The 12558-nt window shown below is 46.8% G+C and carries 14 protein-coding genes; 7 read left to right on the top strand and 7 right to left on the bottom strand.

Annotation, left to right across the window (positions count from 1 at the left end):
• Nucleotides 1-95 precede the first annotated feature (95 nt).
• Nucleotides 96-278, bottom strand: coding sequence for a hypothetical protein (locus tag ACI0FF_RS13545; RefSeq protein WP_419797335.1), 183 nt, complete (start codon nt 276-278; stop codon nt 96-98).
• A 221-nt stretch (nt 279-499) separates the two neighbouring features.
• Here ACI0FF_RS13545 and ACI0FF_RS13540 point away from each other — a divergent pair, with 221 nt between their 5' ends.
• Genes ACI0FF_RS13540 through ACI0FF_RS13525 form a run of 4 tightly spaced genes read left to right on the top strand, consistent with a single transcriptional unit; the run spans nt 500 to nt 3925 of the window.
• Nucleotides 500-1615 carry a DUF2066 domain-containing protein gene (locus ACI0FF_RS13540; protein WP_419797334.1) on the top strand — a complete coding sequence of 372 codons (1116 nt, stop codon included), beginning with the start codon at nt 500-502 and terminating at the stop codon, nt 1613-1615.
• Nucleotides 1612-2175, top strand: a complete 564-nt coding sequence (locus ACI0FF_RS13535; RefSeq protein WP_419797333.1) for a CDP-alcohol phosphatidyltransferase family protein — start codon at nt 1612-1614, stop codon at nt 2173-2175. The genes ACI0FF_RS13540 and ACI0FF_RS13535 overlap by 4 nt, the downstream gene beginning before the upstream one ends.
• A 1-nt stretch (nt 2176) precedes the next feature.
• Nucleotides 2177-3241, top strand: coding sequence for an AI-2E family transporter (locus ACI0FF_RS13530; RefSeq protein WP_419797332.1), 1065 nt, complete (start codon nt 2177-2179; stop codon nt 3239-3241).
• Nucleotides 3242-3259: 18 nt separating this feature from the next.
• A complete protein-coding gene (locus tag ACI0FF_RS13525; RefSeq protein WP_419797331.1) occupies nt 3260-3925 on the top strand; it encodes an HdaA/DnaA family protein in 666 nt (221 codons plus the stop codon).
• Here the strand turns inward: ACI0FF_RS13525 and ACI0FF_RS13520 are convergent.
• The 4 genes from ACI0FF_RS13520 to ACI0FF_RS13505 form a co-directional block, all read right to left on the bottom strand.
• The gene (locus ACI0FF_RS13520; protein WP_419797330.1) at nt 3882-4178 is read right to left on the bottom strand and encodes a hypothetical protein; all 297 of its coding nucleotides are present in this window, start codon (nt 4176-4178) and stop codon (nt 3882-3884) included. The two genes, ACI0FF_RS13525 and ACI0FF_RS13520, sit on opposite strands and share 44 nt — an antisense overlap.
• 81 nt (nt 4179-4259) lie before the next feature.
• Entirely contained in the window at nt 4260-6083 is a 1824-nt protein-coding gene (aspS, locus tag ACI0FF_RS13515; protein ID WP_419797329.1) for an aspartate--tRNA ligase, read from the bottom strand.
• A 115-nt stretch (nt 6084-6198) separates the two neighbouring features.
• Nucleotides 6199-6939, bottom strand: a complete 741-nt coding sequence (locus tag ACI0FF_RS13510; protein ID WP_419797328.1) for a substrate-binding periplasmic protein — start codon at nt 6937-6939, stop codon at nt 6199-6201.
• A gap of 1 nt (nt 6940) precedes the next feature.
• Complete coding sequence (locus ACI0FF_RS13505; protein ID WP_419797327.1) at nt 6941-7549, bottom strand: response regulator transcription factor; 609 nt, start codon at nt 7547-7549, stop codon at nt 6941-6943.
• 233 nt (nt 7550-7782) lie between these two features.
• Here ACI0FF_RS13505 and ACI0FF_RS13500 point away from each other — a divergent pair, with 233 nt between their 5' ends.
• Genes ACI0FF_RS13500 through ACI0FF_RS13490 form a run of 3 tightly spaced genes read left to right on the top strand, consistent with a single transcriptional unit; the run spans nt 7783 to nt 10254 of the window.
• Nucleotides 7783-8076 carry a DUF2849 domain-containing protein gene (locus tag ACI0FF_RS13500; protein ID WP_419797326.1) on the top strand — a complete coding sequence of 98 codons (294 nt, stop codon included), beginning with the start codon at nt 7783-7785 and terminating at the stop codon, nt 8074-8076.
• A gap of 17 nt (nt 8077-8093) precedes the next feature.
• Nucleotides 8094-9752 (top strand): nitrite/sulfite reductase, encoded by a 1659-nt coding sequence (locus ACI0FF_RS13495; protein WP_419797325.1) that lies wholly within the window; start codon nt 8094-8096, stop codon nt 9750-9752.
• Nucleotides 9739-10254: a DUF934 domain-containing protein gene (locus ACI0FF_RS13490; protein ID WP_419797324.1), complete on the top strand. Its 516-nt coding sequence runs from the start codon at nt 9739-9741 to the stop codon at nt 10252-10254. The genes ACI0FF_RS13495 and ACI0FF_RS13490 overlap by 14 nt, the downstream gene beginning before the upstream one ends.
• Nucleotides 10255-10480: 226 nt before the next feature.
• On the opposite strand, the gene ACI0FF_RS13485 is transcribed toward ACI0FF_RS13490, so the two are convergent.
• Both ACI0FF_RS13485 and ACI0FF_RS13480 read right to left on the bottom strand, forming a co-directional pair.
• On the bottom strand, nt 10481-11881 hold the full coding sequence (locus tag ACI0FF_RS13485; RefSeq protein ID WP_419797323.1) for a TRAP transporter large permease: 1401 nt from the start codon (nt 11879-11881) through the stop codon (nt 10481-10483).
• Complete coding sequence (locus ACI0FF_RS13480; protein ID WP_419797322.1) at nt 11881-12522, bottom strand: TRAP transporter small permease; 642 nt, start codon at nt 12520-12522, stop codon at nt 11881-11883. The genes ACI0FF_RS13485 and ACI0FF_RS13480 overlap by 1 nt, the downstream gene beginning before the upstream one ends.
• Nucleotides 12523-12558: the final 36 nt, after the last annotated feature.

The following is a 12558-nucleotide window of genomic DNA, read 5'->3' as shown; positions in this document are numbered from 1 at the left end:
AAAAGAGCGTTCAACATACACTATGTTGAACGCCCCGAACATACTGAATTACAGCCAGTTTGCAATGAAGAAAACGAGATTTCTTCGTGATTCTTTTAATTGTGCTGTTGCGCAGGCCGCATGCCGTTAAGGGCAGCACCGATATTATGCCAAACACCCGATGTTTCAGGATCAATGCAGCGGTTCATGTGATAATGACATTCCTCAATGGCTTTTTGATGACCGAATTCGTTGACGAGGTATTCTGCAATCTCTTTTGGGCTTACACTCATTCTCATGGAATTAACTCCTTAACACATGATGAGGGGGGATGCCTCGGCAGTTTTTTTTATAGTGAGAACACTTTCGTGCTGCATTGCAATATTGATATTGTGCGGTGCGAATATCAAGTTTTTAATTGTTAAAAATTAATGTCAAAGTGGCTTAAGTAGCCAATTCTTGCATCCAGGACGAAAACAGGGCAAAACAAATGTGAATAAATTTCCATCAAGGGGCGGTTATGATTGAAAAAATGCGCACGATTATCCTGTTTGGTTTCTGGATGGGATTGTTTGTCCTCAATATAGGGGGGGCACAAGCGGATGATGTCTTTGAAGTTAAAGGTGTCTACGTAGATGTGACCGCTAAAAATGTGACATTGGCCCGCCAAGAAGCCATGCGCGAAGGCGAAGGCCGTGCTTTTGATATTTTGCTGAAGCGACTGACCATGAAGGCTGATCGTGATTTATTACCCTGGGTGGAGCCAAGTCAACGTGCGCAATATATTCGTGATTTCATTGTAAATGGTGAAAAAACGTCATCTGTGCGTTACTTGGCAACTTATACGTATCATTTTAAAGAGGATGCCATTCGTAACCTTTTGAAGGCTCGGGGTATTTCTTTTGCAGAGACCATCAGTAAACCGGTTTTGGTCCTGCCTTTGTTTGAAGATGGAACGCGTTTATCCTTATGGGAGAATCCAAACCCGTGGCGTGATGTTTGGAGCAATCAGCAAACACAGAACGGTCTGGTTCCCTTGGCACTACCTTTAGGGGATTTAGCCGACATTTCCGGGGTAAGCCCAGAACAGGCATTGGCAGGGGATCGCGATGCCTTGATGACGATGACACAACGATATGAAGTCCCAAGCGTTGTGATTGCACATTTATCGGTAACGGGGCGTGATAGTGAAGGTTTGCCCAATAGTGTTGATTTAATTGTGAACCGGATTGGGTCCGCTTATGAAGGGCGTGCGACCTTATTGGGGTTGGCGGCAAAAGAAGGTGAAAGTGCAAATGCGTTTCTTGCACGTCTTGCCGAGGAAGTTTCAGACATTGTTCAGGAAAGTTGGAAACGCGATAATTTATTAAAGTTTGGGCAAATGGACGTTTTACCAGTCAATCTGGCAATCAAAGGATTGGCTGAATGGTTGACTGTGAAGGAACGTCTGGAAAAGGTTGCTGTTGTGCGTCGCGTCGAGTTGGCTTTGCTAGCGCGTGATACTGTGCAAATCAATTTACATTTCATCGGCAAACTGGATCAATTGATCGGTTCCTTGCGCCAAGTTGATTTGGACCTGACCCTAAACGGCGAAAGCTGGTCTCTTTTGAATTTGGGTGAGGGGAACCGTTCGTGAGCCGTCAGGTCTGGCTGAATATACCAAATGTCATTACCTTAGGGCGCGTATTTGCAGTGCCTTTTATGGTTTGGCTTGTCTTGGAGCACGAGATTAAAACCGCATTCTGGCTGTTTATTATCGCCGGGATCAGCGATGGTGTGGACGGTTATCTCGCCAAGATCATGAAAGCACAAAGTACCATAGGGTCTTATCTGGATCCTATTGCAGATAAATTATTATTGGTCAGTGCTTTCGTTATTTTGGGTGTACAGGATTTGTTGCCACTTTGGCTGGTGATTATGGTCGTGTTTCGTGATGTTGCCATTGTGATTGGTGCTGCTTTGATAGAATTACTAACCCGAAATTTACGGATGTCGCCGAATTTTAGTTCCAAGGTGAATACCACTGTCCAGATTGTGCTGGTTGCGACTGTGCTGGGTGTTTATGGTTTGGAAATAGAAAATGGGGTCTTTCTTATTGAGGGACTCGTCTATATGACGGCCTTGACGACGATCTTATCCGGTCTGATATATTTATATCAATGGGGACAAACCATTTCACAGGCAAACGGGGATTGATATGAACGCATCAAAACAGTTGAGAATATGGGGGATAGGTTTATTAACTTTTATCCTATTGCTTTATATTCTTAGTGACGTTCTGACGCCGTTTGTGGCTGGTATGGCCGTTGCCTATTTCGTCGATCCCCTGGCGGATCGTTTGGAAAAATGGGGACTGTCACGCTTGGTTGCAACCAGTGTTATTACGGTTTGTTTTTTTATTTTAACAATTGGTGTTTTGTCGACTCTACTGCCGGTTTTGGCAACTCAGATAATCGGGTTTGCCAGCCGGGTTCCTGAATATATGGATTATGTGCGCAATTTGGCGGAACCATTGATTAAAGAAATTTTTGCAGGTGTGAGTGAACGTGACCTTAAGGAATTGGGAACAACAATTGCCAGCTTTGCAAAACAGGGCTTGGGTGTTTTGGGGCAAGTTCTTAAGCAGGTCATCAGTGGCGGTGTCGCTTTGGTTGATATTGTCTCTATTCTGGTTTTGACACCCTTGGTGACCTTTTATCTGCTGCGCGATTGGGATGTGATGGTGGCACGAATTGATCATTGGCTACCGCGCAAACATGCCGATGTGATACGCGATCAGTTTCGCCTTGTGGATCAAACGTTGGCGGGCTTTGTGCGCGGTCAGGCCAGTGTCTGTCTGATTTTGGGTGTTTTTTATGCTGCGGGTCTGTCCGTTCTTGGATTGGAATTTGGTCTTTTGGTGGGACTGGGGGCGGGCTTAATCTCGTTCATTCCCTATTTCGGTTCCATATTGGGGCTGGGGGTCTCGATTGCAATTGCCTTGGTCCAGTTTGATAATTGGATGGATATTGCGATGGTTGGTGGTGTCTTTGCGATTGGGCAAATGATTGAAGGAAACTTTTTAACGCCTAAACTGGTTGGTGAAAAAGTGGGATTACATCCGGTGTGGGTCATCTTTGCTTTGCTGGCCGGCGGGTCGCTTGCCGGATTTACCGGGGTTATGTTGGCGGTTCCGGTCGCAGCTGTTATTGGGGTATTGGTGCGTTTTGGACTTGCCCAATATATGAAAAGTGCGCTTTATACAGGCGACATGTCGAAATAAGAAAATAGATGGTAAATTGTGTCCAGTTCGCCCCAGCTTCCTTTGGAATTTGATTATCGTCCCTCTATGTCGGGGGAGGATTTTCTGGTGAGTGCGTCAAACGCGCAGGCGGTCGCATGGCTGGACCGTTGGCCGGATTGGCCCGCCCCTTTTGTGGTGATCTATGGTGAAGCCGGTTGCGGAAAAACCCATCTGGCAGAGGTGTTTCGCCAAGCCACAGGGGCGATTAATGCGAAACTGTCACTGGACCCTTATCAGGTGATGCAAGGGGCCAAAGCAGGTGTGTTGGAAGATGTTGATCAATGGGTTGAAGATCATCAACAGGCGTTATTCCATCTTTATAACTACGCCAAAGAAAATGAAGCCACCCTTTTGTTGACGGCAAAGAAACCGCCAAGCGCATGGAGGATTACCTTACCCGATCTTAAATCTCGGTTTGGGGCTGTGCCAGTGGTGGAAATCGGGCAGCCTGACGATGCGCTTATGGAAGCGGTATTGGTGAAGTTATTCAGTGATAGGCAGGTCAAAGTCGAACGCGATGTGATTGCTTATATGCTGACACGTATGGAACGTTCCTTTGCCCAAGCGCGTGAGCTGGTTCAGGAAATTGACCGTTTTGCTCTATCTGAAAAGCGACCGATCACTGTACCGCTGGTTCGCTCGGTTTTGCAGCGACGAGCTTAGCGTCATCCTTTGATGTTTCTTGTTGAGTCTTGAGCCTCTCTTTTTGGCAGATTTCTTGATCTTGCAGGCTACGTAACAACTTGCAATCTTTTTGTGTGACGGCTGACAAGCCATGATCTGCCAAGGTTTTATCTGTGGCAATGTAAGAGATACCATCCAAGGCGAGACTGAGAATTTGTAAGGCAGGCGGTGCGGCGCAACCTGAAAGAATAAAGATCAGGCTGACTAAGATAAGGGGGGATTTACTCGGCATAGTTTTCTTTTTGTTGGCATGAAAAAACGCGGCTCCCAGTATTGGGAACCGCGTTCTTCATTTGATTTTTATAAAAGCTGATTATTCAGCTTCTTTTTCAGCTTCGCTGCTTTTTTCGACCTTCACTTTTTCCTTTGGAAGGTTCAGCTTGATGTGCAGCTCACGCAGTTGTTCGATGGAAACTTCGCTCGGTGCTTGCATCAGAAGGTCTTCGGCGCGTTGGTTCATCGGGAAGGCGATAACCTCACGAATGTTCGGTTCATCAGCCAACAGCATGACCATACGGTCAATACCCGGTGCACAACCACCGTGAGGTGGGGCGCCAAATTTGAATGCACGCAGCATGCCGCCGAATTCTTTTTCCACGACTTCTGCTTCATAGCCTGCCAAACCGAAGGCTTTGTACATGATTTCCGGTTTGTGGTTACGAATGGCACCGGATGACAATTCGATCCCGTTACAAACGATGTCGTATTGCCATGCCAGAATATCCAGCGGTTCTTGACTTTCTAGGGCTTCCATACCGCCTTGGGGCATGGAGAACGGGTTGTGGGAGAAATCGATTTTGCCGGTATCTTCGTTCAACTCGTACATCGGGAAGTCAACAACCCAGCAGAATTTGAATTTATTTTGTTCCAGCAGATCCAGTTCGTCACAAACGCGGGTGCGCACAACGCCGGCAAAGCTGGCTGCGTCATGTTCACTGCCACAGGCAAAGAAGACAGCGTCGCCATTACCCAGACCGCAGGTTTCCAAAATGGATTTAACGCGGTCGTCATCCAGATTTTTTGCAATTGGGCCTTTGCCGTTGCCATCTTCGTCAATTGCGATGTAGCCGAGACCACCTTTGCCTTCGTCACGTGCCCAGTTATTGAGCTTGTCGAAGAAGCTGCGCGGACGTGATGCTGCACCCGGTGCCGGAATGGCGCGTACAACGTTACCTGCCGCCACCAGTTTAGCAAACAAACCGAAACCTGAATCGCGGAACGCTTCGGTCACATCGGCGATGAGGATCGGGTTACGCAGATCAGGTTTGTCACAGCCGTATTTCAGCATGGACTCTTTGTAAGGGATGCGCGGGAAAGGCAGCGGGGTTACATCGCGACCATTGCCGAACTTGGTGAAGATTTCATGCATGACGGGTTCGATCGCGGCAAAGACGTCTTCTTGTGTCGCATAAGCCATTTCGAAGTCGAGCTGGTAGAATTCACCCGGTGAACGGTCTGCACGGGCATCTTCATCACGGAAGCAGGGCGCAATTTGGAAATAACGGTCAAAGCCGGAGACCATCAACAATTGTTTAAACTGTTGTGGGGCTTGTGGCAGGGCATAGAATTTGCCCGGGTGGTTACGCGCTGGGACCAAATAATCACGTGCACCTTCCGGGGAAGAAGCCGTCAGGATCGGTGTTTGAATTTCCATGAAATCCTGAGCCGTCATCAGGCGGCGGATTTCAGAAATAACGTTGGAGCGCAGCTTGATGTTGTTGTGCAGTTGTTCACGGCGCAAATCAAGGAAACGGTGACGTAAGCGAATTTCTTCCCCGGCTTCTTCGTTGCCGGCAACTTGCATGGGCAGAACCGCACAAGCAGATTCGAGGACGACTTCGTCCATATAAATTTCAATTTCACCTGTCGGCATTTCCGGGTTAACGGTTTCAGCCGTGCGTTTCACGACTTTGCCTGTCACGGTGAGAACGCTTTCTACACGCGCTTCTTCTGCGATTTTGAAGAGGTCGGAAGAAATATCGATGACGCACTGGGTCATACCGTAGTGGTCGCGCAAATCAATAAACAGCAGGTTGCCGTGATCGCGTTTGGAATGGATCCAGCCGGAAAGGCGGACAACGTCACCTGCGTTTTCTGCGCGCAGCTCATTACATTTATGTGTGCGATAGGGATGCATCTTTCGCTCGTCTCTTTTCTTGAATTCCAAGGAAGGTCTAATATCGTCCAATCAGACAGCGTGAAATGGCATTTAAGAGGGGGGTATGTCAAGTGATATGGTAAGAAAACAGCGATTATTTGTATCTGTCATGGATGGCTTGGTAGGTTCCGTCAGTTCTCATTGCGTTCAGCGCTTTATTGAAGCGCTCGACAAGAGTGTTTACGCCGGGGCGCGCTTTACTGAAGCAGATATGATATTGCTTGCTGCGTATGGGAATGATTTTGATCAGGCGAGACAGTTGCAATTGTTGAAGCGTATATTCGCCAAATTCCTTGATGGTAAGAAAAACATTGATCCGTCCGGCAAACAGCTTTTTAAAAGCGGTGCTGTCTTCCGGTGATATGTCGTAAGGTAAATCATATTGATCCAGGAGCTTTAATTGACGATATCCGGCAACGCCGCCAATTTTAAGGTTTGGATATTTAATTAAATCTTTAATTGAGGTAATCGGGTAATTCTTAAAATCATGATCGGCATGGAGAAATAAAGCATCCGTCGCCGTACTTATGGGATCAGACATAAGAAAGGTTTGTCGGGGACTGCAGGTGAGTACGCCGCTAACAGCGCCTTGTTCGGCAGAAGCCAAAGCCCGTCGCCAAGGAACGATTTTAATTTCTAGCGGTTCGTTCATTCGTCGAAACGCTTCGTGAGCAACATCGACATCAAAACCGCTGAGTTGAGAATTATTATCTTCGATTACATAGGGTGGAAAATGAATGGTCAGCAAGACCGTTTTATCTTTATCATCTCGTTCTGCAAGGGCGCTTGTGCTGAAAAGCAACAAGGCACAGAACAAGGTCAAGAGATGTCGCATATTACATTCCGATTGCGATGGCTTTGCGAACCAGATCAGGCAGGTTCGCAGAGTCCATTTTGCGCATGACGGTTGCACGGTAAATTTCAACAGTGCGCGGGCTGATGTCTAAAGATTGTGCTGCTTCTTTGTTAGACGCCCCTTTGACGATCAATGTCATAACTTCACGTTCACGCGGGGTAAGTCCAGCAATCGTCTTTTTGATTTCGTCAGTTTCTTCGGCGCTGGGTAATTTTGTTTGCGGGGTGTCAATGACGCGCGAAATACAGTTGATGAGTTCTTCGGGTTGGACGGGTTTTTGAATAAAGTCGACAGCCCCTGCTTGCATTGCTTTGACGGCCATCGGGACTTCGGCATGTGCTGTCAGAAAAATAATGGGCAGTGCAAATTTCATTTCATTGAGTTTTGCTTGAAGTTCCAGTCCATCCATTTCCGGCATATTGACATCTAAAACGATACAGCCAGCAGGATTTACGTTTTCTATCTGCGAGAGGAAGGACTGGGCAGACGAGAAGGTAATTACCTGCCGTTCGTCGGATGTCATTGCAGTTTCAAGATAATCCAACAGGTCTTGATCATCATCGATAAGATACACGTAAATGGGCTGCACGAAACTTTGGTCCTTCGTATTATTCCTTAAGGGTATGAGTGTAGGTTCTAATAAAATGACTTTGGAATCAAGGGAGATGTTTACTAAACGGTAAGTTGACGATTTAACGTAAAAAAAATGTATATAAAAAATAAATAACAAAAAATATTGACTAATTAGTAAAATGCGCTCATATAGTTTGTAAAGCTGTGGTATAGCATGGCAGGAAACAAGACAAACTGAGGCTTTTGATTATGTCCCTACAAGTCATTACAGCGAACCGCCTGGATAATGGGCTTGCTGTTTTTTATAACGCCAGCGGAGAATGGCATACCAACATCAATCAGGCGACAACAATGAATGATGTTGAAAAAGGTGAGACTTTGCTGAAGCAAGCCTCCAGTTCAGAGAATCAGTTGATTGTTGTTGGTCCTTACTTAATTGAAGTAGAGGACGGCGAAGGTGGTTTGATCCCTGTGCGTTACCGTGAAATGATTCGAACCAAGGGTCCATCGGTCCGCCCCGATCTTGGTTATCAGGCACAGTAAAACTAGGAATAACGATAATGTATAAGTATGATGATTACGATCAACAACTGGTGGACGAACGTGTCGCGCAGTTTCGCGATCAGGTCAACCGCCGCCTGAGTGGCGAACTGAGTGAAGAAGAATTCCGCCCACTGCGCCTGATGAACGGCGTTTACTTGCAGTTGCATGCCTACATGCTGCGAGTTGCCATTCCGTATGGGACATTCAACAGTACACAATTGCGCCAGTTTGCCTATGTCGCGCGGAATTACGATAAAGGATACGGACACTTTACGACACGCCAGAATATCCAGTTCAACTGGCCTAAGCTTGTCGATATCCCTGATATTTTGAATGATCTGTCTAAAGTTCAGATGCATGCCATTCAAACCAGTGGTAACTGTATCCGCAACACAACAACGGATCAGTATGCTGGTGCCTCTTTTGATGAATTGGAAGATCCGCGTCCGTGGTGTGAATTGATCCGTCAATGGTCGACCATGCATCCAGAATTTACCTATTTACCGCGTAAATTTAAGATGGCCGTTACCGGTTCGCCGACAGATCGTGCGGCGGTTGCGGTACATGATATTGGCTTGCGCATTCGTCGGGATGATCAAGGTGAACTTGGTTTCGAAGTGATGGTCGGTGGCGGTTTGGGCCGCACACCGATGGTTGGAAAAACCATTTGCGAGTTTTTGCCAAAAGAAGACCTGTTGTCTTATCTGGAAGCGATCTTGCGCGTTTATAACCAGTTTGGTCGCCGCGATAACAAATATAAAGCGCGTGTTAAAATTCTTGTTCATGAAATCGGTGCGGAGACATTCGGCAATCTGGTTGAGAAAGAATGGGAGCAAATCCGTGATGGTGCTTTGCAAGTTTCTAGCGAGGAAATCGACAGCTTGCGGAGCTATTTTGCCCCGCCTGCTTTTGAAAAATTACCGAGCTTAAGCCCGGAATTTGCAGAGAAAGTTGGCAATGATCCTGAGTTTGCCTATTGGGTACAAAATAATGTGCGTGAGCATAAGCAGCAGGGTTATGCCATTGCGAATATTTCCCTGAAGCCAATTGGTGGCATTCCCGGTGATATCTCGCATGTTCAAATGGATGCATTGGCAGATATGGCTGACAAGTTCAGTTTCGGTGAAATTCGTTCTACGCATGAGCAAAACCTTGTTCTGGCCCATGTGAAACGTTCTGACCTTTATGCCTTGTGGCAAGGGCTGAAGGAACAAGGTTTGGCAACGCCAAATTCAGGTTTGATCACGGATTTAATCGCGTGTCCGGGTCTGGATTACTGTGCGTTGGCGAATTCACGTTCCATTCCGTTGGCGCAACGTATCAGCGAACGGTTCGGTGAATTGGATCGTCAGCATGATATTGGTAAAATCCAGATTAAGATTTCCGGCTGTATCAATGCCTGTACCCATCACCATGTTGGCCATATCGGTATTTTAGGCGTTGATAAAAAAGGTCAGGAATTCTACCAGATCACCTTGGGTGGTCGAGCAGATGAAAATGCTAAAATCGGTAAAATTCTGGGGGCAGGTTTCTCAACTGATGAAATCGTTGATGCGGTGGAAAAGGTGATCAATACTTATCTGTCTTTGCGTGAAAACAGTGAAGAAATATTCCTTGATGCTTATAACCGTGTCGGTGACACGCCGTTTAAGGAGGCTCTCTATGGCACTCGTTAAAAACAATTTGGTTATCGAAGATAAATGGACCTTCGTTCAAGATGAAGATGATCTGCCCAAGGGCGATATCATCATTTCTTTAACACGATGGAAAAATGATCGTGAAACTCTTCTTAAACGTAGCGATGCCTTAGGGATTGTTTTGAAAAGCGATGAAAACCCGGATCAGATTGTTGATGATCTTGCGTTCTTTCAGGTGATTGCTTTAACCTTCCCGGCTTTTACAGATGGACGGGCTTACAGTTATGCCCGCCTGTTGCGCGAACGTCATGGGTTTGATGGTGAAATTCGCGCGATTGGGGATGTTCTGCGTGATCAGGTCTTTTTGATGCATCGTTGCGGCTTTGATGCCTTTGATATTAAAGCTGGTGATAATAAAGCCTTGGCGATTTGGTTGGACGCGCAAAAGGAAATCACAACCTTTTATCAACCAACTGGGGATGGACGAAAAACTGTCCGTTCCTTGCGTGATCGACGCAGGCTCGCCAAAGCGGCATCATAGTGCAGAAAAAAGGGAAAACCTGAAAAAAGGATAGAAGACAAAGGCCTCGCAGATGCGGGGCCTTTTTGGTTTTTGATTGGTGCTCCATACTCGGAAAACTTTCCGTAGGCCGGATATCGCAAGATATTTAAAAAAGCAATAACCCCCGTCAGATTGACGAGGGTTATATGGGATCCTGGGCCGCTACCAAAGCGGCCCAGGGGAGACTCCGATGTCGAAGAGAGTCTTATTTGTATCCCTGAAGTTGATCGAAGAATTCCGGCAGGAAGAGTGAGATCTGCGGAATGTAAGTAATCAGGATCAGGAAGAGGAGTAGCAAGGACAGCCACGGTAAGGCCGCTTTGACCGCCCAGCCGATAGAATGGCCCGTAATCCCTGCGGTAACGAACAGGTTCAGTCCAACAGGCGGCGTAATCATACCGATTTCCATGTTGACCACCATGATGATACCGAGGTGGATCGGATCGATCCCCAATTGTATGGCGATAGGGAACAGGATGGGGGCCATGATGAGGATAATGGCACTGGGTTCCATAAAGTTACCGGCAGCCAGCAACAACAGGTTAACCACAATCAGGAAACCCCACCACGGCAAGCCCCAGCCGACGATATATTCAGCAATATGGTGCGGGATACGTTCTGTGGTCAGGACGTGTGCGAACAACATGGCATTGGCGATGATGAACAGCAGCATAATGGATACTTTGGTTGCATCAACGAGGACTTTACGGATATCCGGGTCATTGATGCATTTGGGGAGTGCAATAATGGATTGCATGATTGCACGTCCAGCAAGCAGCAGACCATTTTCACCTTCGTTCTTCCATGCTTTTTCTTTTAACGGTCCCATGTCGCGATAAACGAAAACGGAAACGAAGAAAGCATAAACAGCAGAAACGGCAGCGGCCTCGGTCGGTGAGGCAATCCCACCGTAAATGGAACCCAGAACGATGACGATCAACATAATACCGCCCATTGCACTGATCATTGAATTGAACAGTTCTTTCAGGCCGGGGAAGGGCTGTGACGGCAGGTTCATCACGCGGGCTGCAATGTAAATTGCGATCATCAAAATCAGGCCCATCATGATACCGGGGATAAAACCGGCCATGAACATTTTAGAGGCAGAGACTTCTGTTGCCGCAGAATAAACCAACATCACGATTGATGGCGGGATCAAGATACCCAAGGTTCCGGCATTGGCGATAACGCCTGCGCCGAATTTTTCAGGATATCCGGATTTGACCATACCGGCGATGACGATGGATCCGATGGCGGCAACTGTTGCAGGGCTGGACCCGGAAACAGCAGCAAATAACATACAGGCAAGAACGGATGCCATAGCCAAGCCACCCTTAATGTGACCGACGATAGCGATGGCAAAGCGGATCAAACGCTTGGCAACACCACCTGTAGAAAGAAAAGCGGAAGACAGAATAAAGAACGGGATTGCAAGCAGGGTATAGTGTTCGGAAAGGGCTTCAAACAGTTTCAGTGCAATGGAAGCCAAAGAGTCATCAGAGAACAATAAAATCGTACTTACGGAAGATAAACCTAACGCAATTGCGATCGGCATACCCAAGAACATGCAGCCAAACAGAGTGACGAAAAGGAATGCAATGGTCATTATTTGGTCTCCTCAGCTTCGTCATGCATTTTAACATCGGTGCTGACACCGGCTTCTTCGAGTGCTTCTTTCGCTTCGTCAGCCATATGCATTTCCATCCATTCACCTGTGATGAGTTTCTTCAAGACATCCAAAAAGCGGATTGTCAGCAGAATAAAGCCAATTAAAAGAGGGCCATGGGCAAACCACATAGGAAGAAGTGGGTCTTCTTCGTCGATTTTGAAAACATCCCACATCATATGTTCGGGGATGATGGCTTGTAAAATGCCGGGGGTGGGAGTGTCTTCCATCGCCAAACCGATGCTGTAGACCTTTTCAAGATAAATCCAGCTACCGTACATAATTAACCCGCAATAAAGCAGGCAAAGCAGAACGGCTACAATACTGACGATGCGTTTGACTTCTGGTGTGAGAAGGCGAACGACCGCATCAACCCCGATGTGTGCACCCACTTTGACGCCATAGGAAATACCGAACAGGACAAACCAGGCAGACGTATGCAAGGTAACTTCCTGTACCCAGTGAATACCGGTGTTAAAGCCGAAACGCAGGACAACTTCGACAAATACGAGAAGGGTCATGGTCACAAGCAAAAAGCTTAGAACCCCTTCTTCTAAATTGCGTGTTAATTTTGCAACCATCACAATGCCCTAAATAATTGTTTATGTTAATGGTAA

The sequence above is a fragment of the Terasakiella sp. 4MB5A genome, assembly GCF_050058155.1.
GTDB lineage: Bacteria > Pseudomonadota > Alphaproteobacteria > Rhodospirillales > Terasakiellaceae > Terasakiella > Terasakiella halodenitrificans.
The sequence above is the reverse complement of the archived record's forward strand: the minus strand, read 5'-3'. Positions and strand labels throughout refer to the sequence as shown.